Source organism: Halalkalicoccus sp. CGA53 (assembly GCF_036429475.1).
Lineage (GTDB): Archaea > Halobacteriota > Halobacteria > Halobacteriales > Halalkalicoccaceae > Natronorarus > Natronorarus salvus.
On record NZ_CP144125.1, the window covers coordinates 2,757,461 to 2,783,087 of the forward strand.

The 25,627-nt window shown below is 67.6% G+C and carries 26 protein-coding genes; 6 read left to right on the forward strand and 20 right to left on the reverse strand.

The window, feature by feature from the left end; all coding sequences use genetic code 11:
- Nucleotides 1–14 precede the first annotated feature (14 nt).
- The 4 genes from V2L32_RS15910 to V2L32_RS15925 form a co-directional block, all read right to left on the reverse strand.
- Complete coding sequence (locus tag V2L32_RS15910) at nucleotides 15–440, reverse strand: type II toxin-antitoxin system VapC family toxin (protein ID WP_331233488.1); 426 nt, start codon at nucleotides 438–440, stop codon at nucleotides 15–17.
- A gap of 3 nt (nucleotides 441–443) precedes the next feature.
- Nucleotides 444–671, reverse strand: coding sequence for a hypothetical protein (locus V2L32_RS15915; protein WP_331233489.1), 228 nt, complete (start codon nucleotides 669–671; stop codon nucleotides 444–446).
- A 208-nt stretch (nucleotides 672–879) separates the two neighbouring features.
- A complete protein-coding gene (locus V2L32_RS15920; protein WP_331233490.1) occupies nucleotides 880–2,805 on the reverse strand; it encodes a serine hydrolase domain-containing protein in 1,926 nt (641 codons plus the stop codon).
- A 43-nt stretch (nucleotides 2,806–2,848) separates the two neighbouring features.
- Nucleotides 2,849–3,190 carry a hypothetical protein gene (locus tag V2L32_RS15925; protein WP_331233491.1) on the reverse strand — a complete coding sequence of 114 codons (342 nt, stop codon included), beginning with the start codon at nucleotides 3,188–3,190 and terminating at the stop codon, nucleotides 2,849–2,851.
- Between the two features lie 80 nt (nucleotides 3,191–3,270).
- Between V2L32_RS15925 and V2L32_RS15930 the strand changes: the two genes are divergently transcribed.
- Both V2L32_RS15930 and V2L32_RS15935 read left to right on the forward strand, forming a co-directional pair.
- Nucleotides 3,271–4,125, forward strand: coding sequence for a translation initiation factor eIF-2B (locus V2L32_RS15930; RefSeq protein ID WP_331233492.1), 855 nt, complete (start codon nucleotides 3,271–3,273; stop codon nucleotides 4,123–4,125).
- Nucleotides 4,126–5,949: a glycoside hydrolase family 15 protein gene (locus V2L32_RS15935; RefSeq protein ID WP_331233493.1), complete on the forward strand. Its 1,824-nt coding sequence runs from the start codon at nucleotides 4,126–4,128 to the stop codon at nucleotides 5,947–5,949.
- A gap of 88 nt (nucleotides 5,950–6,037) precedes the next feature.
- On the opposite strand, the gene V2L32_RS15940 is transcribed toward V2L32_RS15935, so the two are convergent.
- A complete protein-coding gene (locus V2L32_RS15940; RefSeq protein ID WP_331233494.1) occupies nucleotides 6,038–6,805 on the reverse strand; it encodes an NAD-dependent epimerase/dehydratase family protein in 768 nt (255 codons plus the stop codon).
- Between the two features lie 52 nt (nucleotides 6,806–6,857).
- Nucleotides 6,858–7,808: a 3-hydroxyacyl-CoA dehydrogenase family protein gene (locus V2L32_RS15945; protein WP_331233495.1), complete on the reverse strand. Its 951-nt coding sequence runs from the start codon at nucleotides 7,806–7,808 to the stop codon at nucleotides 6,858–6,860.
- Nucleotides 7,809–7,885: 77 nt separating this feature from the next.
- Between V2L32_RS15945 and V2L32_RS15950 the strand changes: the two genes are divergently transcribed.
- Both V2L32_RS15950 and V2L32_RS15955 read left to right on the forward strand, forming a co-directional pair.
- Complete coding sequence (locus V2L32_RS15950) at nucleotides 7,886–8,902, forward strand: alpha/beta fold hydrolase (protein ID WP_331233496.1); 1,017 nt, start codon at nucleotides 7,886–7,888, stop codon at nucleotides 8,900–8,902.
- A gap of 18 nt (nucleotides 8,903–8,920) precedes the next feature.
- Nucleotides 8,921–9,313 (forward strand): hypothetical protein, encoded by a 393-nt coding sequence (locus tag V2L32_RS15955; RefSeq protein WP_331233497.1) that lies wholly within the window; start codon nucleotides 8,921–8,923, stop codon nucleotides 9,311–9,313.
- A gap of 55 nt (nucleotides 9,314–9,368) precedes the next feature.
- On the opposite strand, the gene V2L32_RS15960 is transcribed toward V2L32_RS15955, so the two are convergent.
- The 3 genes from V2L32_RS15960 to V2L32_RS15970 all read right to left on the reverse strand — a co-directional run bounded on the left by V2L32_RS15960 (nucleotide 9,369) and on the right by V2L32_RS15970 (nucleotide 11,139).
- Nucleotides 9,369–10,490: a Gfo/Idh/MocA family protein gene (locus V2L32_RS15960; RefSeq protein ID WP_331233498.1), complete on the reverse strand. Its 1,122-nt coding sequence runs from the start codon at nucleotides 10,488–10,490 to the stop codon at nucleotides 9,369–9,371.
- A gap of 45 nt (nucleotides 10,491–10,535) precedes the next feature.
- Nucleotides 10,536–10,718 carry a hypothetical protein gene (locus V2L32_RS15965; protein WP_331233499.1) on the reverse strand — a complete coding sequence of 61 codons (183 nt, stop codon included), beginning with the start codon at nucleotides 10,716–10,718 and terminating at the stop codon, nucleotides 10,536–10,538.
- Between the two features lie 133 nt (nucleotides 10,719–10,851).
- Complete coding sequence (locus tag V2L32_RS15970; RefSeq protein WP_331233500.1) at nucleotides 10,852–11,139, reverse strand: DUF433 domain-containing protein; 288 nt, start codon at nucleotides 11,137–11,139, stop codon at nucleotides 10,852–10,854.
- 171 nt (nucleotides 11,140–11,310) lie between these two features.
- On the opposite strand from V2L32_RS15970, the gene V2L32_RS15975 reads away from it, so the two are divergent.
- Entirely contained in the window at nucleotides 11,311–12,120 is an 810-nt protein-coding gene (locus V2L32_RS15975) for a ZIP family metal transporter (RefSeq protein WP_331233501.1), read from the forward strand.
- Between the two features lie 90 nt (nucleotides 12,121–12,210).
- Here V2L32_RS15975 and V2L32_RS15980 read toward each other — a convergent pair whose 3' ends face one another.
- From V2L32_RS15980 to V2L32_RS16025, 10 genes are all read right to left on the reverse strand, one after another.
- Nucleotides 12,211–12,774 carry a DedA family protein gene (locus tag V2L32_RS15980; protein WP_331233502.1) on the reverse strand — a complete coding sequence of 188 codons (564 nt, stop codon included), beginning with the start codon at nucleotides 12,772–12,774 and terminating at the stop codon, nucleotides 12,211–12,213.
- 101 nt (nucleotides 12,775–12,875) lie between these two features.
- Nucleotides 12,876–13,844, reverse strand: coding sequence for a sugar phosphate isomerase/epimerase family protein (locus V2L32_RS15985; RefSeq protein ID WP_331233503.1), 969 nt, complete (start codon nucleotides 13,842–13,844; stop codon nucleotides 12,876–12,878).
- Nucleotides 13,845–13,884: 40 nt separating this feature from the next.
- Nucleotides 13,885–14,973 carry a Gfo/Idh/MocA family protein gene (locus V2L32_RS15990; protein WP_331233505.1) on the reverse strand — a complete coding sequence of 363 codons (1,089 nt, stop codon included), beginning with the start codon at nucleotides 14,971–14,973 and terminating at the stop codon, nucleotides 13,885–13,887.
- A 40-nt stretch (nucleotides 14,974–15,013) separates the two neighbouring features.
- Nucleotides 15,014–16,207 carry an ABC transporter ATP-binding protein gene (locus V2L32_RS15995; protein ID WP_331233506.1) on the reverse strand — a complete coding sequence of 398 codons (1,194 nt, stop codon included), beginning with the start codon at nucleotides 16,205–16,207 and terminating at the stop codon, nucleotides 15,014–15,016.
- Between the two features lie 4 nt (nucleotides 16,208–16,211).
- Nucleotides 16,212–17,174 carry a carbohydrate ABC transporter permease gene (locus V2L32_RS16000; protein WP_331233507.1) on the reverse strand — a complete coding sequence of 321 codons (963 nt, stop codon included), beginning with the start codon at nucleotides 17,172–17,174 and terminating at the stop codon, nucleotides 16,212–16,214.
- Nucleotides 17,174–18,172: a carbohydrate ABC transporter permease gene (locus V2L32_RS16005; protein ID WP_331233508.1), complete on the reverse strand. Its 999-nt coding sequence runs from the start codon at nucleotides 18,170–18,172 to the stop codon at nucleotides 17,174–17,176. Before V2L32_RS16005 ends, V2L32_RS16000 begins: the two co-directional genes overlap by 1 nt.
- Before the next feature lie 29 nt (nucleotides 18,173–18,201).
- The gene (locus V2L32_RS16010; RefSeq protein ID WP_331233509.1) at nucleotides 18,202–19,674 is read right to left on the reverse strand and encodes an extracellular solute-binding protein; all 1,473 of its coding nucleotides are present in this window, start codon (nucleotides 19,672–19,674) and stop codon (nucleotides 18,202–18,204) included.
- Nucleotides 19,675–19,741: 67 nt separating this feature from the next.
- Nucleotides 19,742–20,524: a hypothetical protein gene (locus V2L32_RS16015; RefSeq protein WP_331233511.1), complete on the reverse strand. Its 783-nt coding sequence runs from the start codon at nucleotides 20,522–20,524 to the stop codon at nucleotides 19,742–19,744.
- Nucleotides 20,524–21,597 (reverse strand): TrmB family transcriptional regulator, encoded by a 1,074-nt coding sequence (locus V2L32_RS16020; protein WP_331233512.1) that lies wholly within the window; start codon nucleotides 21,595–21,597, stop codon nucleotides 20,524–20,526. The genes V2L32_RS16015 and V2L32_RS16020 overlap by 1 nt, the downstream gene beginning before the upstream one ends.
- Nucleotides 21,598–21,633: 36 nt before the next feature.
- Nucleotides 21,634–22,623: an aldo/keto reductase gene (locus tag V2L32_RS16025; RefSeq protein WP_331233513.1), complete on the reverse strand. Its 990-nt coding sequence runs from the start codon at nucleotides 22,621–22,623 to the stop codon at nucleotides 21,634–21,636.
- Between the two features lie 175 nt (nucleotides 22,624–22,798).
- Between V2L32_RS16025 and V2L32_RS16030 the strand changes: the two genes are divergently transcribed.
- Nucleotides 22,799–24,142: a beta propeller repeat protein gene (locus V2L32_RS16030; protein ID WP_331233514.1), complete on the forward strand. Its 1,344-nt coding sequence runs from the start codon at nucleotides 22,799–22,801 to the stop codon at nucleotides 24,140–24,142.
- 41 nt (nucleotides 24,143–24,183) lie between these two features.
- On the opposite strand, the gene trmB is transcribed toward V2L32_RS16030, so the two are convergent.
- Nucleotides 24,184–25,236, reverse strand: coding sequence for an HTH-type sugar sensing transcriptional regulator TrmB (gene trmB, locus V2L32_RS16035; protein WP_331233515.1), 1,053 nt, complete (start codon nucleotides 25,234–25,236; stop codon nucleotides 24,184–24,186).
- Between the last annotated feature and the right edge of the window lie 391 nt (nucleotides 25,237–25,627).

Sequence of the window (25,627 nt, forward strand, 5' to 3'; positions counted from 1 at the left end):
GGTCGATCCCGGTTCTACCCCGTGAGGTCTGCGACGGTCTCGACGGGGATCTCCTCGCGGAGACACCCATCCCGAAGCGCGCGGTCCTCCGTGACTACCGCCAGTTCATCGCGCTCTGCGACTGCGAGGTACGCCGCGTCGTAGACCGTAAGTCCCACCCGGCGTGCGAGTTCGACCGCCCGCTCGAGATCGGTGGTGACCGCGCTCTCGATTCGCATCTCACGAGTGAGCTTGTCGAGGAGGGCAACGGCTTCGTCGACATCGTCGTCCGCGAGTCGATCCAGGGCGATCCCGATCTTCCAGACCGCGTTGGCCGTCTCGTAGATCGTGAGATCCAGGATGGCCTCGTCGAAAACGACGTCGATATCGACGGTCCTCCCCTCCGTTCCGACGAGGAGATCCACGAGCGCGCTTGCGTCGAACAGTCGGCCCGAAGCCACGGCTCAACGCTCCTCTCGCGTCTCTCTGACGGTATCGACGATCGAGTCGGTATCGACGTCCGTTCCGACGCGCTCTCTGAGCGCGGCGACGTCGCGCCGCAGTTGGTCCCGTCGGCGTTCGGTCAGCTCTGCGTCGAGCGCTTCGCGGATCACCTCGCTGACGTTGACGTCCTTCCGGTCGAGTTCCTCTTTCATCTCGTCGGGGATCTTCGCGGACACCGTCGCAGTCATACGTGAAAGTAGTATAGAGACGTATTACCAAGTCGTTTTCGGAGAACGTCCCGAGTCACGGTGTCGTCCCTTGACTCTCGGCCCACGATCAGCAGCTAGCCCTCTCCACACGCGAGGGGCGAACTGACCGCCGTGTGTAGCTTCGAACTGTCCACCGGAGGCCTACCGATTCCCTACACACTCGTGACCGTCCTAAAACACCCCTTCGTTAGAGCCACGCCCCGAGCAGGTTCCAGTAGGAGAGCAACCAGCAGAAGCCGACCGCCGACGCCACGACCAGCGTGTAGTGGAGCCGCGAGAGCACCCCCCAGTAGGACGCTCGCCACGACCGGACTACGTAGAGGGTGGCCCAGAGCGTCGTCAGCGCCGCCAGCACCGGGAGCACGAGCAGGAGCTGGAGGGTCGTCGGTGGCGACAGGAGCGTCCCCACCGGATCGGTCGCGAGGAGGACGACCACCCCCACGAGGAAGCCGAACAGGAACACCGCACCGGTGCCGGCGAGCCACCGTGCGATCCGCGGTCGCTCGGGCGGGGGCGGCCCGTCCCGGTAGCGACGACGGACCATCGCGAGCGGCCAGCCGACGACCGCCGAGAGCAGCACCAGCAGGGTGAGTCCGGCGACCGCCCCCTGGAACAGCGGCCGCTCGTACCAGTCGAGACGCTCGAACGCCATGACCGGAACGCTCCCGAGGAAGGCGTGGGTGATCTCACCGTCCTCCTCGCGGAACACGAGCGTCTCCTCCGCACCGACCTCCCTGAACAGCAGGTCGTCGATCTCGACGAACCGCCACTCCTCGCCGAGCGTCGACACCACCACCGTTCCGTCGGCGTCGACAGCGACCTCGGCGGTCGAGGTCGCGCCGACGAGTTTCTCGTAGGTCGTCTCGGCGATCCGCAGCCCACGGTAGCTTCCCTCGATCGCCTCCGCGTGTGCGGGGGCTCCGTCCGGCTCCAGAGGTGGCTCGGACCCTGCTGCCGGATCGAACCGGTCGAGGAACCTCCCGACGAACTCCTCGCGGGCGGCGACCCCGCCCGGGCTGTTGTACGAGACGAACAGCCCGAGGTCGAGGTCGGGTATCAAGAGCAGTTCGGTGTGAAAGAGTTCGGTGTCGCCGCCGTGGGCGATCACTCGGAGGTCTCCACGACTCCGCTCGTAGAAGCCGAAGGCGACCCCGTTGATCCGATCATCGTGGCCGAACCGGCGTTCGTGCATCCGCTCGACCGACTCGGGCTCGAGCACCCGCCCGCCCTCTACCTCCCCACCGTTCAGGTTCGCGAGCATGAACCGCGCCATGTCGGTCGCCGTCGCGCTCGCCGACCCCGCGGGCGGGATGCCGACGTACTCGAACTCCCCTTCTCGAAACCCCCCGCCCGTGTACCGATACCCCCGCGAGAGGTCGGGTTCCAGGTCCTCGGGGACGGGCTGGCCGAACGTGGTCCGCTCCATCCCGAGCGGTGCGAGGATCTCCGCTTCGACGTACGCCTCGAAGCTCGTTCCCGCCCACTCCGCGACGACCTGTCCCACGAGCGCGCTGCCGTAGTTCGAGTAGGAGGCGAGTTCGCCGGGCGGTCGGACCCGGGCCGGTTGCTCCTCGCGGAGCACCTCAGCGAGCGGGCGCAGGTCGTCCTCGTTCGCGACGAACGTCCCCCGAAGCCGCTCCTCGAACCCGGGCGTGTGGGTCGCGAGGTGCGAGAGCGTGATCGGCTCGGTGTAGGTCCCGGGGATCGTCACCTCCTCTAGATACCGGTTCACGTCGGTATCCAGGTCGAACGCATCTCGCTCTGCACCCTGCATCGCGGCCGTCCAGCCGAAGAGCTTCGAGACCGAGCCGATCCTGAAGAGGGTCTCGTCGGCGCGCACCTCACGACCGGCCTCGACGTCCGCGTAGCCGTAGCCCTTCGCGAACTCGACGCTTCCGTCGTGGACGACCGAGACTGTCGCGCCCGCGACGTCGTGTTCGGCCAGCCCCTCGGCCATCAGGTCGTCGACGAACCCCTCCAGGCCTTCTAGACCCTCGGAGACCGCCTCGCTCCCGGCCTCCGCCGCGACCGGGAGCCCCCCGGCGAACGCCGTTGCTCCCGTCCCCATCGCGCCCGAGAGGAAGCCCCGGCGGGAGAGCTCTGTGGGTGCCATCTGACTCCCGTCTCTGCGCGAAGGTGATCAATCCACCGACGGCTCAGTCGCCCGGTCCACCCGGATACCGCGGCCCGCGCGGTCGTTCGCGGCCGATCTCGACGAACTCCGAGGAGAGCTCGGGAACGACCTCCCTCCCCTCCTCGAACTTCACGAAGCTCAGGTAGAAGCGCTCGCCACAGCCCGACTCTCCCTCGACGAGCGTGCCGTCATCGCCACAGGTGAAGGCGACGCCCTCACTCTCCTCGAACGCCTCGTCGGGGCTTGCGTACTCCCAGCGCTCGAACGGGTAGGGCGTGACCGCCTTGTCCGCGAGATAGCCATCGCGCTCGAGTTCGACCACCGCGCCGCAGTGTGGACAGTGGTAGCTGACCGGGTAGCTCATGCCCCCGGAAGGGGACGAGCACGCTTACGGCCTGCGCTCTCCCCCGGAACACCTTTCGCTCGCGCGGGCGAGGATCGGACATGATCGACGAGACGGTCGAGGAGATCACGGAGATGCGGACACACAGCTCCTCGATAGTGGCGATCAACGCGACGCAGGCCCTCTCGGAACTGCTCGAACGCGAGTACGCGACCGTCGAGGAGTTCGTCCAGGACGTCGAGCACAACAGTCGCGCGCTCAGGCGCGCGAACACCTCACACGCCTCGCTGCACACCACTCAGCGCGAGGTCGTCCGTGCGGTCACCGAGACCGAGGTCGAGAGCGTTCAGGAGGCGAAACGGGTCCTCGAGTCGGCGATCTCCCGGGTGGTCAACGACGTCGAGACGGGAAAGCGACGGGCGGCGATGCACCTGAGCGAGCGCCTCGAAGACGGGACGACGCTGCTCACCCACGACTACTCGACGACGGTGCTCGAGGGGATCGAACTCGCCGCACGCGAGGGGAACCGGCTCTCGGTCTACGTGACGGAAGCGCGTCCGCGCTACCTCGGCCGGAAGTCGGCGCGCGCGCTCGCGACGGTCGACGGCGTGGACGCGACGCTCGTCGTCGACGGCGCGTCGGGCCACGTCCTCCGGGAGTGCGACGCGGTCGCCGTCGGGATGGACTGCCTCGTCGACGGGACGCTCTACAACCGCGTCGGCACCTACCCGATCGCGGCCGTCGCGAAGGATCTCGGCGTGCCGGTCTGGGCCGCCGGCTCCGACGCGAAGGTGGTCGACCGCGGTTTCGCCTTCGAGAACGAACACCGCTCGCCGAACGAGGTGATGCTCGAACCCGCCGACGGCTTCTCGGTCGAGAACCCCGCCTACGACGCGACCCCGCTCCGACTGCTCGACGCGGTGCTCACCGACGAGGGTCCACGGGGGGTCGACTGAATGCGTTTCGCCCCGATCTCCGATCACGGCCTGATCGGCGACGAGACCGCCTGTGCGCTCGTCTCGGGCGACGGAGCGATCGACTGGTGGTGTGCCCCGACGCTCGACGCGGAGAGCGTCTTCGCCGGGCTGCTCGACCCGGCGAACGGCGGGGAGTTCTCGATCCGGCCGATCGGCCCGTTCGAGAGCGACCAGTCCTACGTCCCCCGAACGAACGTCCTCCGGACCGTCTTCGAGACCGCGAGCGGGCGGGCGACGCTGACCGACTTCTTCCCGATGGACCACGAGCTCGCGGGTCGGAACTGTATCTACCGCGAGCTCGTCTGCGAGGAGGGGACGGTGACGGTCGAAGTCGTGTTCCGCCCGCGCTTTTCCTACGGCGAGGTCGAGGCAACCGTCGAGCGGCGCGACGGACAGCTCCGCGCGACCGGTGGCGGCCACGACCTCTGGCTCGCCACCGGCACCTCGGTTCGAACCCTGGACGATCGAGCGGTCGCGACCCCCACGCTCTCGTCGGGCGAGTCGATCCGCTTCGCAACGCGGTACGGCGACCGGGTCCCGTCGCTCTCGGAGTCCGAGGGGGTCAGAGAGCGGACCGAGGCGTTCTGGACCGACTGGGCCGACGGCTGTGACGACCACGCGCCCGAGTGTATCGACGAGCGCTGGCACGACCTGACGAGGCGGTCGGGGCTCGCGCTGAAGCTCCTGATCCAGGAGGAGACCGGCGCTATCTGTGCGGCGCCGACGACCTCGCTGCCCGAGGCGATCGGCGGCCCGAGGAACTGGGACTACCGGTACAACTGGATCCGCGACGCGAAGCTCACGGTCCAGGCGCTCTACGCCCTCGGCCAGCGCGAGGAGGCCGAGCGCTACTTCGAGTGGTTCCTCGAGCTCTGCCGGAAAGAGCCCGCGGAGATCCAGCCGGTCTACGGGCTCGCCGGCGAGACCGACCTCGAGGAACGGGAGTCAGAGACGCTCTCGGGGTATCACCACTCACAGCCCGTCAGGATCGGCAACGCCGCAGCCCACCAGGACCAGCACGACGTCTACGGGACGATCGTCCAGGCGATATACGAGACGCTCCAGTACGGCGACGGCCTCGACGACGAGGACTGGAGCTCCGTCCGCTCGATCGTCGATCACGTCTGCGAGGTCTGGGAGACGCCCGACGTCGGCATCTGGGAGTTCCGCGAGGAGCCGCGTCACCACGTCCACTCGAAACTGATGTGCTGGGTGGCGCTCGATCGCGCGCTCGCAATCGCCGACGAGTACGACCTCGACGCGCCGCGCGAGCGCTGGGAGCGAGAGCGCGACGAGATCCACGAGACGGTCTGCGAGCGGGGCTACAGCGAGGATCGGGGGAGTTTCGTCCAGTCGTTCGACGGCGAGGACCACCTCGACGCCGCGACGCTGCTGATACCGATCGTGGGCTTTCTTCCCGGCCACGACGAGCGCGTCCTCGGCACGATCGACGCGATCGAGGAGGAGCTCACGACCGACGACGGTCTCGTCTACCGCTACCGGCGCGACGACGGGCTGGAGGGCGAGGAGGGCGCGTTCGTGCTCTGTTCGTTCTGGCTGGTCGACGCGCTCGCGCTCGCCGGCCGGGTCGAGGAGGCCGAGTCGATCTTCGAGCGGGTCGTCGGGTTCGCGAACCCGCTGGGTCTGCTCGCAGAGGAGGTCGATCCCGGTACGAAAACCCACCTCGGGAACTTCCCGCAGGCTTTCTCGCACATCGGGCTGATCAACAGCGCGCTCTACCTCGGTGCGGCCGGCGGCGCGGATATCGACGGCGGGGAGTTCAGCCTCAGCCCGTGTCCCTGATACGCACGGTCGTATCCGATCACCGGTGATCGCCAGTACGGGTCGGTGATCATCGGATGCGAGACTACGACCGTCCGTATGAGCCCGGTCAGAATCCCTCGAGGACCTCGGCCGCGTCGTCCCGTGGCCGGTAACCGATCCCCTGAAGCGTCTCCGTTAGCGAGAGATACCGATCGGAGTTCGCGGAGATGACGTTCACCGTGAGCGGGGTCTGCTCGATCGGTACCCTCACTGCGCGTTCGATCGCGTCCCGGCAGTCCCCGGGGCTGAGCCACATCGCCCGGGCATAGCGAGCGCGCTCCTCGTCCTCCTCCTGAGTCTCGACCAGATCCGACTCGTCCATAAGCCAGCCGATCCGGAGGTCGATCACCTCGATGCCGTACCGGTCGGCGTAGAACGCCCCGAGCGCCTCGCCCGCGACCTTGCTCACGCCGTAGTAGGAGTCCGGTCGTGGCGGATCGTCCGGCGAGACGACCGAGGGCCGTTCGACCAGCGACTCCGGGTCGGCCGGGTCCGCGGCGTTCGCCATGTGCGTGACGTGGTTCGTGCTCGCGAAGACGACACGGTCGAGGTCCTCCTCGAGCGCCGCCTCGTAGACGTTGTACGCGCCGTCGACGTTCACCCCCTTCACCTCGTCCCATGCCGCCCGCGGCGAGGGGTTCGCCGCGAGGTGGACGACGACCTCGTGACCCGAGAGCGCCTCTCTCAGGTGCTCGTACTCGGTCACGTCGCAGACGACGCTGCCGAGGTCGTCGTGCTCGCTGTGGGTGATCGGTGTCACGTCGTGTTCGGAGAGCGCCGCCAGCGCCTGCTCGCCGACGGTTCCCGCCGCTCCCGTGACGGCTACCTTCGTCATGGCCTCTGCTTCGGGTCTCCGACGCATAGCGACCCGCCCGGAGCGTGCAGGCTCACTCCTCGACCCGGAATCCCGAGTGGACTCGCGCGAGTGCGGCCAGCCGTTCGTCGCGCTCGCGGGCGACCACCTCGGTCGACCGGTCGTACTCGAAGATCCCCGCGCCGCTCTCGACGCCGGTCCGTCCAACCGCCAGCCGCTCGTCGAGGGTCTCGTTCGGCTCGTCACAGTCGCTGAGTACCGGGTAGAGGTCGGCCGCGATCGTTCGAAAGAGGTCGAGTCCTGCGAGGTCCACCGTCTCGAACGGCCCGATCACCGAGGTGCGGCGCGCGTAACCGTCGCGAATCGCCCGGTTCACGTCGGCCGCGCTCGCGACGCCTTCCTCGACGAGGTGGAGACACTCGCGCAGCACCGCGAACTGCACCCGGTTCCAGACGAACCCCGGAACGTCGCGCTCGACAAGGATCGGGTCCTTTCCGACCGACTCGACGAACGCGCGGGTCTGATCGACCGTCTCGTCGCTCGTCCGCTCCCCACGCACCACCTCGACCGGGTCGAGCAGGTAGGGCGGGTACCACCAGTGACAGCCGACGACCCGATCCGCGACCGCCGGCACCGCCTCGCCGATCCGCGTGATCGGGATGCTCGAGGTGTTCGAGGCGAGGATAGTATCGCTGGGTGCGGCCTCGCCCACGCACTCGAACACCTCGCGTTTGATCGCGAGCTCCTCCGACACCGTTTCGAGGACGACGGTGCTCTCGCCGACCGCGTCCTCCAGATCGAGCGTGAACTCGATCCCGCTCAGGACGTCCGCTACACCCCGCTCGGTCGCGCCCGTCTCGCCGAGCACGTCGAGAGCCCCCTCGACTCGATTCCGGGCGTCCTCGAGGTTCGACTCGCGGTGGTCCACCAGCGTCACCGGGCGATCACGGAGCGCGAACTGCGTCGCCAGCCCGCCCCCCATCGCGCCCGCACCGACCACCGTAACGTGGCCTTCTCGTGCCATGATGTCACGAGACGGAGTACGGTGAAAGGCTGTCCGGTCGCCGGTACGCCTATTCGCCGCGCGGCCGAACTGTGGACATGGACGAACGACCGGTCGGAGACCGCCCGATCGAGGGGCCGTGGCACCACGACGAGACGATCGTAAACGGCGTCAGACTGCACTACGTGGAGGCCGGCGAGGGCCCGCTCGTCCTCTGTCTCCACGGCTTCCCCGAGTTCTGGTACGCCTGGCGCGAGCAGATACCGGCGCTCGCCGAGGCCGGTTACCACGTCGTCGCCCCGGATCTCCGGGGGTACAACCGATCGGAGAAGCCCACGAGCCTCGCGAGCTACCGGATCGGCGAACTCGTTCGCGACTGCGTGGAACTGATCGGAACGTTCGACGACCAGGCGCACGTCGTCGCCCACGACTGGGGTGGGACGGTCGCCTGGGAACTCGCGGCCAGACATCCGGAGGTCGTCGATCGCCTCGCGATCCTGAACGCGCCACATCCGAGGGCGTTCGAACGGGAACTACGGACGGCGGATCAGCTCGGACGGTCGTGGTACACTTTCTTCTTCCAGCTGCCGGTGCTCCCCGAACTCGGCTTCCGTGTGGGAGGGTATCGAGTGGTGGAGAGCGCCGTGCAGGGGAGCGCCCTCCCGGGGGCGTTCAGCAACCGGGACAGAGAACGGTACGAGGCGGCGCTCGCACGACCCGGCGCGCTCTCTGCCGCGATACACTACTATCGTGCCGCCGGCCGGGGGGTGGTCCGCGAACTCCCGAAACGGGTGATCCCGGGCAGGGAGCCCGATCCCGAGTGGGTCTCGACGGGTGGTGAGGTAAGTACCGAAACGCTCGTCATCTGGGGGATGAACGACGTCGCGCTCTCGCCGCGGCTCACCGAAGGGCTGGAGGAGTGGGTGGCGAACCTCCGGGTCGAACGGTTCGAGGAAGCGACCCACTGGGTGCAGGCCGATCGCCCGGCCGAGGTGAACGACCTGCTGCTCGACTTCTTCGACGGACCCGAACGCGAACCGTCCGGTTCTCACGTCGAGGCCCCGGGCCGACCCCTCCCGGGGGGAACGAACGACGAGCCTAAAGGAGAGTGGTGACGTACGTCCACGAGACCTATGTCACAGGGGATCACCCACTTCAGTGTCGGCGCGGCCGCGACAGCGGTTCTCGTCACCCTCCTCCCGCCGTGTCCCTATTCCAGAACGCTCGTGCTCCTCGGTGGCGTCTGGGCTCTGATTCCCGACGCGGCGAAACTCGTCCCGCATCCGCTGCTACGACGGTTTCACCGGTGTCTCTGGGCGGATCTCTTCTGGTTTCACCGGACGCTGGATCGCCTCGACGAGGAGGACTCCGCACGGATCGGCGCGCTGAGCCTGTCGGTTCTCCTCACCATCACTGCCCTTCTCGAACGGCGATCCTACCGCGTCTCGCGGCCCGATCGGGAGCGATCACGGATTCCGTCGCCGTGCCGAGTGCGCCTCGTCCGGACCCTCGTGGGGTCGTCGTAGCCGATCGTCCCTCTCACTGGTCTCTGTCGTTTCGCAGTCGAGGAACCGTGAGTCCCTACGACGATCCCTCTCGGAGGTCGACCCACTCGCCGCGTGCGTCGCTACGTTCGATAGCGTCCATGACGCGCTGGGCGGCCAGTCCGTCGGCGAAACTCGGTGCGAACTCACCCCCGGAGTCCACAGCCGAGAGGAACTCGTAGTTCTCGTGGACGAACGTGTGCTCCCAGCCGACGACGTGGCCCGGCGGCCACCAGTGGTCGACGTAGGGATCGGACTCGTCGGTGACGAGCACCGTCTGGTAGCCCCGGTCGTCGCCGGTGAGCACCTCGAGTTCGTTCAGCCGTTCGAGCGAGAACCTCAGACTTCCCTCCGAGCCGTGGATCTCGATCGTGTGGTCGTTCTTGTGCCCGGTCGCGAACCGGGAGGCCTCGAAGCTCCCGACCGCGCCGTTCTCGAAGCTCGCCTGGGCCGTGTAGGCGTCGTCGACGGTCACCGGGCGTGTTTCGCCGTCGCCGGTCGGACGCTCCTCGACGAACGTTTCGAGGTGTCCGGAGATCCGCTCGATCTCCCCGGTCGAGTCGCCGACGAGAAAGCGCGCGAGGTCGATCGTATGGGAACCGAGGTCGCCGAGCGCGCCGCTGCCGGCCATCTCGCTGTCGTTCCGCCAAGACCATTCGGCACCTGGATCGACCAGCCAGTCCTGGAGGTACCGCCCGCGGACGTGACGGATCTCGCCGATCTCGCCCGCCTCGATCAGGTGTCGGGCGTACTGGATCGCCGGGACGAACCGGTAGTTGAACGCACAGCCGGCGGGAATGTCGGCGTTCGCGGCGGCCTCCGCCATTCGTTCCGCCTCGTCGAGGGTGGGTGCGAGCGGCTTCTCGCAGAAAGTGGGGACGCCCGCCTCCAGGGCGGCGATCGACGGCTCGGCGTGGACGTGGTTCGGCCCGAGGTTGTAGAAGACGTCGACCTCCTCGATCGCCGTCCCCCAGTCGGTTTCCGTCCGCTCGAACCCGAGGTGGTCGGCCGCCTCCGCCAACGCCTCCTCGTCGCGGCCGACCAGCACGTCGCGGGAGACCTCCGGTGCCTCCGGGAAGAACATCGGGAGGCGGGCGAGCGCGTTCGCGTGGGCTTTTCCCATGAACCGGTAGCCGAGGACGCCGACGGAGAGTGACATAGCCGGGGCTACAGCGCGTTCTCCCTTAGCTGTCGGGGATCGAGATCACGGCCAGTCGACCAGGTACTCGACGACGTCGTCGAGCGAGGGATACGCCTCGTCTACGCGCTCGGTCCCACGGCGGACGTCCCTCGGTCTCATCGTCTCGTCCGCGATGAACACGCCAGCGTGGTCGTCCCCGTTCGAGAACTCCTTTCGATCGTAGGGGAAGCGCTCGATCCGATTCAACGGCCGACGTGAGTACGTCTCGGTCCGGCACACCCTTACCGATCGTATCACCCGCACGTTTCACGTCGTGGCCGCCAGCTCTGAGTGCGGAGACGTGTGCCGGTTTCACCCTCTCGGCGGCGAGGATCCGCATTCAGGTGTGCGTCGGGGATTCCTTCGGGTCGACGGGCCGGTCCTCACGGATCCGCTCGATCGACGAACGCGAACGCGAGACGGTCGAGCGGAGCGTCTGAGGATCGACGAACGCGAACGCGAGCGCCGAGTGGACGTCGGCGACCGAGAGACCGTCGAAGCTCGCGGCGATCGCCCCGGGTGTCTCGCCACCCTCGTACCGACGGTCGACGTGGATGACGCCGATTCGCGTTCCATCGAGGCGAGGGTCACCACCCAGAACCCCCTCGCCCGTAACGACGGCCTTCATACCCTCTCACACTATCGAATCTCAACTCCGGCGGGCATCCGAAACGTGACCATCGGGGATACCCGGACCGACCGTAAGACGTGGCTATCCGATCGATCTCGTCGCGGGTAATCTGACGCTCTCGGTGGGAGATCGAAAACGTCGTCGCCCTCCAGCGAGAGACCGAAGCCGATGACCGTCCCAACCGACCTGCTGCTCGTCTCCGCGGTCGGCCTGATCACGGGTCTCGCGACCGGCCTCGGCGTCCTCCCCTTTTTCGTCGTCGACGAGATCGGCGACCGTGCGATCGTCGTGCTCTGGGGGCTCGCCGTGGGGATCCTGCTCTCGGTGTCCGTCTTCGGCCTCGTCGGCGAGGGGCTGACCGAGGGCGATCCGCACTCCGTCGGTCTGGGCTTCGCCGCGGGCGTGGCGTTCGTCCTCGCCGCCGACCGTCTCGTCGCGAGCGTCGAGTTCGGCCCGGGGGCGACGGGGGCGGTCGACCCGAGTACGCTCGTGCTCACCGTCGGCGTCCTGACGCTCCACAGCCTCCCGGAGGGTATCGCGGTCGGCGTCGCCTTCGCCGACCTCGGCCTCGACGGCGAGGGAACCCTGTCCCTCCTCGGGTGGGAGATCCCCGCGCTGGCGGTCTTCGTGAGCGTCGCAGTCTCGATCCTGAACGTCCCCGAGGGGCTTGCGATCGCCATCCCGCTCGTCGCCGCCGGGATCGCGAAGTGGAAGGTCGTCGGCTGGGCGGTCTTCTCCGGGCTCCCACAGCCGATCGGTGCCGCCCTCGCCTACACGTTCGTGACGAGCGTCGAGACGCTGCTCCCGCTCAGCTTCGGCTTCGCCGCCGGGGCGCTCGTCTACCTCGTCCTCGTTGAGTTCCTCCCGGCCGGCGTGGAGTACGGCTCGGGGCTCCCGAGACGGGGTCGGCCCGAGCTGATCGGGGGGATCGGCGTCGGACTCGTGACGATGATCGGGCTGCTCGTCCTCGTCGGCTGATCGGTCCGTCGACTACGGGACCGCTAGGCCCCGTCGTCCGATCGGTCTTGTCCGTCCGTATCGGCGCGGATGGTGTCGAAGGGGGTCGACCTACGGAACGGGGAGGAACCGCGCTGTCTCGAGGAGTCCGAAGGCGATGGCGACGAGCGCCCCGAGGTAGAGCGTGTTCCCGGCTGCCGAGAACAGGAGGAACCGTCCGACCGGGTAGTGGCTCAGCCCGGCCGGAATGCTCATCAGGTTGCGGACGAGGGGGACCGCGTTGGTGAGACAGAGCGCGGCCCCGCCGAAACGGTCGAAGTAGCGGGTGACGAACGCCATCCGACGCTCGCCGACCCCGCTCCGGACGACGAACGGGAGCCGATCGGCGTACGGGACTCGTCGCCTGATCCCGAAGAACTCGGGGCTCTCCTCGTTGAACCCGCGGTAGAGCGTCCACTGTCCGAGCGTCGAGGCGGCGACGCTCGCGGCGGCCAGGAGGACGAGCACCGACGTCGGCGGGGTGGCGAGCGCGACGTAGGCGACGAACAGGGCTGCCGGCGGGGTGACCTTGCCGACCACCATCCCGTCGAAGTAGAAGAGGACGAGGATCAGCGGGACGCCGATCGCCTCCAGCATCGACCAGACCGCCGGACTCGGGTCGACGATCGCGTCCATGGCCGGCCGTTCGGGCGTCGGGTACTTCAACCGATCCGTCGGGACCGACTTCGAGGAGGAACCGGCTTCCGACCCGGTCGGCACGGACCATCCGGTGGTCCCTACTCCGCCCAGTACGCTTCGCCTGGCTGGGTCGTGAAGACCGCCCGTTGTAGCAGTTCGACCGCCTTCTCCAGGCCCTCGCGCGAGGAGGTCAGCGAGTCCTCGTGTTCGATCGAGAGCGCGCCGTCGTAGCCGACCATCCGCAGCGTGGAGACGACGTCCTTCCAGTGCGCCTCGCCGTGGCCGTAGCCGACGCTCCGGAAGAGCCACGAGCGGTTCGCTTCGTCGGTGTAGGGGGTCGTGTCGAGGACGCCCTTCACCCGGCTGTTCGCCTCGTAGACCCGGGTATCCTTCGCGTGGCAGTGGTGGATCGCGTTACGCTCGCCGAGATATCTGATGGCTTCACAGACGTCGATACCCTGCCAGTAGAGGTGCGAGGGGTCGAAGTTCGCGCCGACGTACTCGCTCGTCTCCTCGCGCAGTCGGGCCATCCCGTGTGGCTCGTAGACGAGCATGTTCGGATGCATCTCGATCGCGATCTTCACGTCGTGGGTCTCGGCGTGTTCCGCGAGGTCCGACCAGTACTCGACGGCGACCTCCCACTGGTACTCGAGGTTGTCGGCGTGCTCGGTCGGCCACGGTGCGGTGATCCAGTTCGGCGTCTCGTCGTTCGGGCCCCCTCCCGGTAACCCCGAGAAGCAGGTGACAGCCTCGACGCCCAGCAGGTCCGCGAGCTCGATCGCCTCCCTGAGTTCCCTGTCGGACTCTGCCGCCCGCTCGTCGTCCGGGTGCAGCGGGTTGTTGTGCGTCGCGAGCGCGCTGATCCGGAGGTCGTACTCCTCGGTCGCGTCGATCAGCTCAGCGCGCGCGCTGTCGCTCTCGAGGGTCTTCGTCCTCGGGAGGTGGTCTTCGCCGGGGTTGCCGCCGCAGCCGATTTCGACCGCGTCGACGCCGAGTTCGGAGAGATACCGAAACGCTTCGTCTACGGACTGATCACTGAGTGCATCGGTCAGTACGCCGATCTCCATGTGCCGAGCGACGCTCCCGTCACCTATAACCGTTGGTTCTCTACTTCGTCGCCGCCGTCGTCTCGGCCACGATGCCGACCGCCTCGCCTCGCTCGCTGGAGCGGTAGATCGCGTCGATCACCCGCTGGACGGCCAGCGCCTGCTCGACGGTGTTCCGTCCGGGCTGGACGCCTGCCTCGACCGCCTCGACGAACGCCCGCTGTTCGGCCGCGTGTGCGTTCACCTCACGCGTCGTCACCTTCTGGTCGGCGAAGTGTGGCGCGCCGTTCTCGCTCGTCCGGTACATGTCGAGCGAGCCGTCCCCGCGGTCGAACCGTGCCCCGGCGTCGGTCCCTCGCACCGTGATCGAATCGTCGTTCGGCTGGTTCGCCGCCCAGGCGACGTCGAGACTGATCGTCCGGTCCTCGGCACACCGGATGAACGCCGTCGCGGAGTCGTCGACGTCGAACTCGCCCTCGCGGTCGTCCTCGCCCCACATGAAGAGGTAGGTGTAGTCCTCGCGGGTGCCGAACTCCGAGCGGGTCACGCCCGAGACCTCCACGATCTCGGGGAAGTCGAGGAGGTAGAGCGCCACGTCGAGCGCGTGGACCCCGATGTCGATCAGCGCACCGCCGCCGGCGATCGACCGGTCGGTGAACCACGAGCCCCGGCCCGGGATCCCCCGACGACGGACGTAGTTCGCGTCGACGTGGGTGACCTCGCCGAAGGTACCGGAATCGATCCGGTCTTTGAGCACCTCGACGGGCGGGAGAAACCGGTTGTGAAAGCCGACCATACAGATCGCCTCGGACTCCCTCGCGACGGCGGCGATCCGTTCGGCGCTCTCGACGTCGTGCGCCAGTGGCTTCTCCAGGAGGACGTCGAGGCCCGCCTCGAGCGCGCCGACGGCGTACTCCTCGTGGAAGCGGTTCGGCGTCGTGACGATCACGGCGTCGGCGGTCGAAAAGAGGTCGTCGGCCTCGGCGTAGGTCTCGACGCCGTAGTCCCTCGCGAAGCGCTCTCTCGCCTCGGGGAGGATGTCGACGCCGCCGACTAGCTGTCCGCCGCTCGTTCGGAGCTGATCCGCGTGGTGACGGCCGATATTTCCGAGTCCAATAATACCGATCCGTACCGACGCATCACCGGTCATACTCGACATAGACCGACGATCGGGGATTACCCTTTCCCTATCAGTCGGAGTCGCCCACGCCGCGTTCGGGCGTGCCCGTCGCGCTCGCCGCGTCGATGAGGCCGTGACGGAGCGCGTCGCCCGTCTCGACGTCGAACAGGTTGACCCGCGAGCGGTCGAGGACGACCCTGACGTCCTCGTCGACCTCGATCTGCGTGTCCGGGTCGACGCTCATCAGCAGCTGGTCGTCGGTCACCGCGCCGCCTTCGACCTCCATGCTCGTCTCGCTGCCCTCGCCGGTGACGAGGTAGACGAACACCTCGTTGCCCATCGGTTCGAGCACGTCCGTCCGGGCGTCGATGACCCCCGACGGGTAGTCGAGGCCGTCGGCGGTTCCCTCGAGGTAGATGTCCTCCGGGCGGACGCCGACGGTCACGTGGTCGCCCGGCCCGATCCCCTCCGTGGTCGACGGGTCGAACTCGATCGAGAAGTTCTCCGTCTCGAGGCTGTTCGCCGTCACTTCGGCGTCGACGAAGTTCATCGACGGCGAGCCGATGAAGCCCGCGACGAAGAGGTTCGCCGGCTCGTTGTAGCAGGTCAGCGGCGGGGCGATCTGCTGGAGTTCGCCCGCGTCGATCACCGCGATCCGGTCGCTCATCGTCATCGCCTCGGCCTGGTCGTGCGTGACGTAGATGATCGTGGTGTCGAGCCGTCGGTGAAGCCGCTGGAGCTCCGTGCGCATGTGCACCCGGAGCTTCGCGTCCAGGTTCGCGAGCGGCTCGTCCATCAGGAACACGTCGGGTTCGCGGACGAGCGCGCGGGCGATGGCGACGCGCTGTCGCTGGCCGCCGGACATCTCGTCGGGCATCCGGTCCATCATCCCCTCCAGCTGGACGACGTCGGCGGCCTCCTCGACTCGCCGGTCGATCTCCTCCTTGTCGAACTTTCGGAGCCTGAGTCCGAAGCTGATGTTGTCGTAGACGTCCATGTGCGGGAACAGCGCGATGTTCTGGAACACCATCGCGATCCCGCGGTCCTTCGGCGCGAGGTTCGTGACGTCCCGGTCGCCGATGTGGATCTTCCCCTCGGTGGGGATCGTCAGCCCGGCGATCGTCTCCATCGTCGTCGACTTCCCACAGCCCGACGGGCCGACGAAGGTGACGAACTCGCCGTCTTTGATGTCGAGGTTCATGTTCTCGACCGCCGTTACGTCGTCGTACCGTTTCGTGACTCCCTCTAGTTGAACTCGTGCCATGGTCTTACTCCTTGAGTGCTCCCGCGGTGAGCCCGCTGACGATCTTCTCCTGGGCGACGACCACCAGTATCGCGACCGGCAGGACGCCGATGATACTCGCTGCGGCCATCAGGTTGAACAGTATCTCGTACTGTCCCTGGTAGCCGAGGATCCCCCAGACCAGCGGCCCCCAGGTGTCGGGCTGACCGTCGGTCATCAGGAACGAGAAGAAGAACTCGTTGTACGCCGCGATGAACGTGAGCACGCCCGCCGTTGCCACGCCGGGTGCCGACAGCGGGATGATCACGCGGAAGAGCGCGCCGAGGCGGGTCGTCCCCTCCACCCTGGCGGCGTCCTCCAGCCCATCGGGGATCTGTGCGTAGAACGTCGTGAGGATGAAGATCGCGAGCGGCATGTAGAGCGCGCTGATCGGGACGATGATCGCGTACGGCGTGTTGTAGAGGCTGCCGTCCTGCAAGAGCGGTTCGAGGATAGCGAGGTTCGTGTTGAACAGGTCGTTCAGCGGGATGAAGAAGGCCGCCGGTGGGAAGAAGGAGACGACCAGCACCAGCAGCATCAGCGGTCCCTTCCCGGGGAACCTGAGCCGTCCGAAGACGTAGCCCGCGAGCGAGCCGACGAGCAGGACGACGACCGTCGAGGCGCCCGCGATCACGAAGCTGTTGAACATGTAGCGGTGGAACGGGAGCACCGTGAACACCTCGACGAACGCGGCGGGGTTGAAGCCGTTCGGCAACAGCCCCACGCCTTCGGCGAGCCGCCCCTCGGGCGTCAGCGCGACCATCAGCAGCCAGTAGAACGGGAAGAGCGTCGTCACGAGGAAGAAGACGGTGACGACGTAGAACATCGACCGATAGGTCCGCTCGGGGTTCGAGATCGCTCCCGAGACCCACCGCTCTAACGGCCCGCGGTCGAGTTCTGGCTCCTCCTGTCGGGTCTCCTCGGCCGCCGTCTCCGTCTCTGCGGCCATCAGTAGAACCCTCCTTCGCTGTCACGGAACTTGAAGATGTAGACGGAGGCGAACAGTCCGATCACCACGGCGGTGATGAACGCCACCGCCGCGGCGGTCCCGAAGATGCGGGTGCCGCCGAACATCGCCTCGACGACCATGCAGGTCAGCGAGGGGACGATCGTACAGCCGGAGGTGGACTCGATCAGGCCGTAGACCCGCATCGCGTCCATCGTGCGGAACAGCATCGCGACGAGCAGCGCGGGGAGCACCAGCGGGAAGGTAATCATCTTGAACTGCTGCCAGCGAGAGGCCCCCGAGACGCGCGCGACGTCGTAGAGGCTCCTGTCGACGCTCTGGAGGCCCGCGAGGATCAGAAGCGCCATGAACGCCGCGGTCTTCCAGACGTCGGCGATCAGGATGATGAAGAAGCTGTCCCGGCTGCTCGCGAGCGGGTCAGCCCCGAACAGACCCAGCCACTGCATCAGGTCGCTCATGAAGCCGACGGTCGGCTGGAACAGCAGGAAGAAGAGCATCCCCTGGATGACGATCGGCACCGCCCACGGGAGGATGATCGCGACCCGGACCCAGCGTCGGCCGCGGAACTCTTGGTCGAGCACGAGCGCTTGGCCGAAGCCGATGATCGTCGTAAAGAGCACGTTCAACAGCGCGAACGCCAGCGTGACGAACAGCGCCTGCTGGAAGAAGGGCGTCCCGAGTTCGACGAACGGGAAGCCGCCCGTGAAGCCGACGTCGAGGAACTGCCTCGCCAGGCGTGCGTCGCCGGTGAGGATGTTCACGTAGTTCTCCAAGCCGACGAACTCGCCGAGCGGTTCGGCACCGCGGGTCTGGTCGTCGAGCAGCGACATCCAGAACGTCGCGATCAGCGGGTAGAACGCGATCAGCGCGAGCAGCGCGAACGCCGGCGCCAGCAGCAGGTAGGCGTACGCCGCCTCGCTCAGGTTCTCCATCCAGTCGACGACCGGCGCGAGCGCGCCGCGCTCGCGTTCGGCCGCCATCTACCGTCGCCTCCGATCTGTGTGTTCCATCACTGGTCCTCCACGTCGCGTTCGCTGCGTTCGAGGCGTTCTTTGAGGTCTCCCATCGCCCCCTCGGGGCTCTTCTCGCCCCGGTAGGCGTTGTGCACCTCGCCGAAGATGAGCGCCGCCTGCTCCGGCCAGAGGTCCGTCACCGGTCGGGGGACGGCGTTGTCGCCGATCACCTGTATCGCGTCCGTGTAGCGTGCGACCGGCCCCGCCTCCTCGACGGTGACGTCCTCGAGCATCCCGAGGTCCGGCGGGAGCCACCCCTGTACCTCGAACATGTGGAGCATCACCTCGTCGGTGGCGAACGCCTCCATCACCTGGACGACCTCGTCGATCCGGTCGCTGTTCGGGTTGGCGACTAGGTGCCAGCCGCCGAGCGCGGACGCCGTCCCGCCGGTCCCCTCGTACTCCGCCCCGTCCTCGGTGACGCCGTACGGGATCGGCATCACACCCAGGTTCTCGCCCATCTCCTCTTCGACCCCGCTGATCGCGATGGAGTACGGCCAGTTCCGGTGCATGATCGAGTTCCCGTTCGCGAACGGGCCACGCGCCTCCTCCTCGGACCACTGGACGATCGAGGTGGGGGCGATCTGGGGGTAGCCGTCGAGCGCGTGTTCGTCGTCCTCGCCGTGCATGAACGCACGCATCATCCGGATCGCGTCGAGCACCGGCTCCTCGTCGACCGTCGGCTCCCGCCCGCCGGCCTCGAAGAGGTTCTCGTGGTCACCGAAGTACGCCCCGCCCCAGCTCGACATCGTCTCGTTGAACGTACAGCACGAGAGCCCCTCGTAGGCGGCCGCCTGGGTGGTGAAGCCGAAGTCCACGGTGGGGTTCTGCTCCATCGTGTCGGCGGTCACCTCGGCGAACTCCTGCCAGGAGATCGGTTCGGTCGCCCAGTCGTCGGTGTCGTAGCCCGCGTCCTCGACCAGGTCGCGTCTGTACTGCATCGTCCCGAAGTCCGGAAAGAGCGGCAGCGCGTGGAGCTCCCCCGTCTCGGGGTGGCGGGCGGTCTCGACCGCCGCGTCGAGGTAGTCGTTCTCGACCCGGTCGAGCGCCCCGCTCGGCAGCAGGTCGTCGAGCGCGAGCGACTGCTCCCTGAGGATGAACAGGAGCGCCCAGCCGCTGTCCATCATGAAGACGTCCGGCGGCGATCGGCCGGCCTGCAGCGCCGACTGGTACTGCTGGCGCCGCGATCCGGTGTCGTCCGGTCCTGGGCGGACCACCACGTCGATGTCCTCGTCGAGACCCACCTCGTAGAGGACGTCGACGAGACCGGTCTCGCCCTCCTCGGCGTGCATCAGCCCCTCGAAGTCGCTGTCGCCCGAGATGACCACCGTGCCCTGTTCACGGGCCTCCCCGAGACAGCCGGCAACGCTCGCGACGCCGGCCGTCGCACCACCGGCCGACGCCGCCTTGACGAACTGTCGGCGGGAGAGGCCCCGTCGTCTGCCCTCGATCGTGCTCCCCTGTGCCATATACTCGCGGAGAGATGGGTGATACCTACTTAATAGTTATGAACATGTGTACTATCGGTGTTGTAAATTACGCGTCGACGACGAACAGCCGACGGTCACACGCCGGACAGACCACCTCGGCCTCGGGGAGGCTCCGGGGGTCCCGACCACCACAACAGCCCGTCACCGGCCGCTCGGAGAGCGAGCACTCACACGCCGGACAACGCTCTAAGAACCCGCGGAGCGGGCGGGTGGCCGCCGCCCGGGTGCTCTCCTCGATCGTGGGGGCGACCCGTCCGAGCGTCCGTATCGCCGCGAGTTCGGCGATCGCCACCGGCCGGGAGACGAACGTGCCGGGGAGCCCTCGCTCCCCGAGCGCGAACCGGACGTCCCCGGCCACCGAGAGCACCTCCACCCCGTCTACGCCGTCGAGGTCGCCGGCGAGTTCGTCCGCGAGTGCGCGATCGGACAGCGAGCGGAGCGCCCCCATCTCCGCCACCCAGTGTTCCTCGAACGCCGGATCGAGGGTGACCCGGTCCTCCCCCAGCCGGACGACGCCCGCCTCGGCGAGCGCGGCGAGCACCGCCTCGCCGTCGGCGTCATCGAGAGCTCCGATCGATCCGGGCCCGCTCTCCCGGTGGAACGGGTCGACCGGGAGGAACGAGACGAGCCACGGGGCGAAGCGGGGGGTGTACGGGACGATGTAGCCCCGCGTCCAGACGAGCGCCGTGCCCAGGAGCCCCACCGAGAGCGCCCCGACGCGAGAGCGTCTCGCGAGCGCGAGCGCGGCCACCGCGACGAGCGCGAGGTTCACCGCCGTACAGGGGAGACAGCGGTTTTCACCGACGTACCCCGGGGTTTTCTCCACCATCACTCGACCCCCTCGACGACGACCCGCGTCGCCTCGACGTCCTCGATCGTCGCACCCCAGCCGCCGACCGCCACGCGCTCGTTCCCGGTGTCGACGACGAGCGTCGCGCGGCCGGCGTAGCGCGCGATCGAGGGCTCTTCGGACCCCCCGGTCGTCGCGCTGTACTCCACGTCGACGACCCGTCCGGAGAGTTCACACGCCTCTCCCGTCGCCGTCTCGAAGCCGGAGACCGAGACCGAGACCTCCCTGCCGTCCTCGACCGCGGGCTCGATCGCCCGGAGACACTCGCGCACGTCGACGTAGGCGACCGGCGGCTCCGTCGGGCGGCTCGAGTGGATCGGCTCCCAGACCTCCCAGAGGCAGGTCGCGAAGAACCAGTGGAAGACGTAGGCGTGTGTGCGGTCGTCGACGAGCACACCGTACTGGTTCGTCGAGTCGGGGTGTGGGTCGAAGAAGCTCCGCGACCGATCGACGAGTACGACGAACGGCGTCGGCAGCGGCCGGTGACGCGCCTCGGTACACGCGCCGGCGAGTTCCTCCGTCGAGGGGAGCGCCGTCCCCTCCGGGGATCGGGTGTGGATCGAGAGACGCACGTCGACGCCGCGGTCGACCGCCGCCACCAGGTCCTCCCTGAGCGTGTGGAACTCCTCCGGCGAGACCGAGAGCTGGACTCGATACCTCGCCTCGCCGATCGCCGAGCGCGCCCGCTCGAAGAGCGTGTCGAACCGTCCCACGATCCCCACGCGAGGGGCCTCTTTCGGTGGCTCGCTCCACCGGGATTCGATCTCCTCGGTCGCCGCCTCGAGCCGACGCGCCCGCCCGACGAGGTCGCTCACGACGACCTCGGGATCGCTCGCCCGGGCGTGGAGGCTCCCCTCCTGGTAGGTCTCGACGAACCCCTCGGCTTCGAGCGCGCGGAGTACGTCGTAGATCCGCGGATCCGGCACCTCGCTCGCGTCGGCCACCTCGGTCGCCGAGGCCGACCCCAGATCGAGCAGCGTCACGTAGGCGTCGGCCTGGTAGGGCGAGAGCCCCGCCTCCTCCAGGACGCCCCGAAGCTCCTCTGCGTTCACCCCCGTGGGTGCTCGCCGAAACGGGATAAAAGGTTCTCAGACGTCGCCGATCGCCCGCGACCAGACCGGCTCCTTCGGCGCCTCCAGCCGTTCGACCTCCCTGTCGTCGAGCGAGACCGAGAGCGCCTCGAGGTTCCCCTCTAGTTGTTTGGACGAGCGCGGCCCGATGATCGGCGCGTCGACGACCTCCTTCGACAGCAGCCACGCGAGGCTGATCGCGACCGGCGTCGTCCCTTTCTCCTCGGCGAGTCTCTCTACCTCCTCCAGCACCGCCCAGTTCTCGTCGGTGAACCGCGCGCGGGTGTGCTCGTCGCCCGTCGCGCGGACGTCGCCCGCCGGCTCCTCCTCGCGGTCGTACTTCCCGGTGAGGAAGCCGCCCGCGAGCGGCGACCAGGGGATCACGCCGATCCCCTCCTCCGCACAGAGCGGGAGGACGTTCTCCTCCTCGTGGCGGTCGACGAGGTTGTACTCCGGCTGCATCGAGACGAACGGGCGATATCCCCCGAGATCCGCCTCGTACAGCATCTTCGAGAAGCGCCAGGCGGCCATCGTACTCGCACCGACGTACCTGACGAGCCCCTCGTCAACGAGCGTGTCGAGCGCGTCGAGCGTCTCCTCGATCGGCGTTCCATGGTCGAAGCGGTGGATCTGATAGAGGTCGACGTAGTCGAGGCCGAGACGGTCGAGGCTCTCCCGACAGCCCTGGACGATGCGCTTTCGCGAGAGCCCCTGCCCGTTCGGTCCCTCGTGCATCCGGCCGAACACCTTCGTCGCGATCACGAGTTCCGAGCGGTCGTAGCCCTCGATCGCCCGGCCGACGATCTCCTCGCTCTCTCCCCGCGAGTAGACGTCCGCGGTGTCGAGGAAGTTCACCCCCTCGTCGATCGCCTCCCGGATCAGGTCGACGCTGGCCTCCTCGTCGTCCATCATCCACTCGGCGTCGCTCCCGAAGTTCATACAGCCGAGACAGAGCCGTGACACCTCGAGGCCGGTCTCGCCCAGATCGGTGTACTCCATGTCGCTCATCCGGTTCCCTCGACAGCGCTGGACCGAAAAAGCGTTGTCACTCGTCGGAGCCCACCGGAACTCCGATCGTCGGTCTACGGTCGGAGCTCGGGGTACCGTCGCGGAGCGGTCGGCCGGACTAGTAAGAAAAGAGTACAGTCGTAAAATATTATTAGTTCTAGACGATATGTCTGGTATGGATCGAAGACGGTTCGTCGCGCTGTCGGGCGCGATGGCGTGTCCGTGTGTCGCGCTTGCGGGGTGTGTCGTCGACAATCCGACCGGGGGGACGGGGGGGTCCGACGATGGGGACGACCCCGTGGCACCGGGTGACGGCGCCGACGACCACGTCGACCGACACGACGACGATGGGGACGAAGACGACGAGGAGGAGGAGGAACTCGAACCGCACGACGGCCGGCCGATCACGGACTACCAGTTAGAGGTCCACGACGAGCGGGAGAACGGCCACGTCTTCTGGGTCGACGGGGACGGGGTGATGTACGGACGGAGCGGTCCCCGCGTCCTCAGGAGCGAAGACTGGTGGGAGAGCACGGAGACGATCTACTCGTTCGCGGGCGACGTAGGCGAGTACAACGACAACATCGTCCAGAACGTGCTGGTGCCCGAGAACGGACGCATCATCGCCGGGGTCGGCGGTCGGGGGCTGGGTCACAAGGCCTCCGGACGGATCGAGCTGCTCGACGAGGACCTCGAGGGGTCGACCACAGTCTACCACTTCGAGTACGGCCGCCTGACGGGCAGCTTCGGTCACGTCGTCTACGGTGACGTGATCGTCCTGGGGGCGTACGGTCAGTCGGACTTCGAGGGCGGGAACCACGCGAACGAGGTGGTCCTCTCGACCGACGGCGGCGGGTCGTTCGAGCGGATCCTCGAAGCGGAGCTCCACACGAAGAACGCCCCGAACCTCCACGTTCACGACGTCGAGTACGACCCGTACGCCGAGCGGATCTGGGTCACCGTCGGCGACGGGGGCAACTCCAACATCTACTGGAGCGACGACATGGGGGGCTCCTGGGACCGCATCACCGACGACGCGAACCTCGACCTCCAGCCGACACAGGTCGCCGCCTTCGAGGACTGCGTCGTCTTCGGCACCGACAGCTCTCCGGAGGGGATCGTCCGGTGGGCACGCGAGGAGCCCGACGACGCGCCAGCAAGCACGGAGGAGCTCGTCCGCCCGCACGTCCGGATCGAGGACGGACCCGACCCCGACGGGATCGGGATGCGGATGTACGCCCGCCGACGGTGGCACGTCCGCGAGGCCGACGGCCGGGAACTCTGTATCATCCCGTTCGGCTACTCGCCGATGCACCCCAACGCGCGGGAGTCGGTCGTCCTCGCGAGCGTCGACGGTGACCGCTGGTACGAACTCCACCGGGTCGATGACGAGGAGGTGCTACTTACGAACGTTTTGGGCCCGCTGTCGATGGACGGCGACCGCCGGACGCTCGTCTCCGACAGCGCCCTCTACGACGGCCACCAGATCGACGCGACGGTGCCCGAGTTCTGGCGCTGATCGTGGCGTCGTTTCTGGCCGGTATCGGTCCGTGGGGCAAGCTACAGCGCGGGGGGGCCGTCCCGGTCGATCACGATCTCGTGGGCCTCTAAGTCCTCCAGGGCGGCGACGCGGCCGCCGACGTCGACGACGCCGTGATCGGTCTCGATCGAGAGCGAGGCGATCTCCTCCGTCGGCTCGAAGGAGGTGTTCGTGATCTGCCCGCGGGCGACGCGGGACTCGCCGGTGACGACGTCCCTGCCCTCGACGGTTGCGTAGAACTCCCCACCCAGCTCGGTGACGTCCTTCACGCAGCGCCGTATCGAGGCGTACCGCCGGGGGAAGGGACGCCCCTCGCCGTCGCTCGCGATCGTCTCGGCAGTGGTCCAGAGGACGGTCCCATAGAAACCGGAGACGAGGAAGCCGAGCGCCGAGCGGTTGAAGATCACGCCGTAGCGGTCCTGGTCGTCGCGCAGGGCGTCCTGGGTGGCGTAGACGGAGTAGACCCCGTCGGCGACGGCGATGATCGGCGTGGTGATCCCCCTGCGGGCCTTCGTGACCGTCGCGACGGTGGCGTAGTCGAACTCCTCGGTGGAGGGGACCTCGGAGGCAGGTGTCAGGAGCAGTTCGACGCTCACGCCGCGTTTGACCGCTCCCCTGAGCTCCTCCTCGAACCGCTCTAGGAGGTCGGGCGTGAGCGAGAGCGCGAGTTCGTACTCGGCTGCCTCGATCACTTCCGCTAAGTGTCTGAGGATCGTCGAGCGGGACTTGACCAGCGAGACGGCCTCGGTCGCGCGTGCGGGGGCGGTGTAGCGGGCTTCGAGCTCCGAGAGCATCTCGTCGAACGACTGCTGGACGTTCGCGAACGCCTCGTCCGGGTCGATCGCGATGATCTGCATCGGCCGGGACTCGCGGAGTTCGACGAGCCCACGGTCCGAGAGGCTCCGGACGGTGTCGTAGACCCGGGGCTGTGGGATGTCGGTTCGGTCGGCGATCTCGCTCGCGGTGAGCTGGCCGTGCTCTAGGACCGTGAGATACGCGTCGATCTCGTACTCGCCGAGGTTGAACCGATCTCCCACACGTTCCATCGTCAGGCGGAGATCGTCGTCGACCATGTCCCCCATCCACCCTCGCGGGTAAACTATGTATCGACTTCCGAGTAGCACCCGGTTTCGGAACTCGATCCTCCCGGGACCTCGCTATCGTCGACGTTCGCGACCGGACCCCGTAGATCGAACGGAGCGAGCTGTCATCGTTGCAGACTTCGACCGCGCGTAAGCGCTCTCCCACGGTCGCTGCACCGGGCTCGTCGTAGAGGTACGCGATGAGCGGATCAGTGTCGAAACCGTCCGTCATCGACGCGAATCGGATCGCCTCTTTCCCTCTCGTTCGAGTTCTCTGTCCTCCTCTTTCATCTCTCGCAGGCGCTCTAAGTGTAGCTTCAACTTCACTCTTGCAAGTTCATCGGGTCATGGACAACCAGATCATCCTAACTCCTGACAGAAT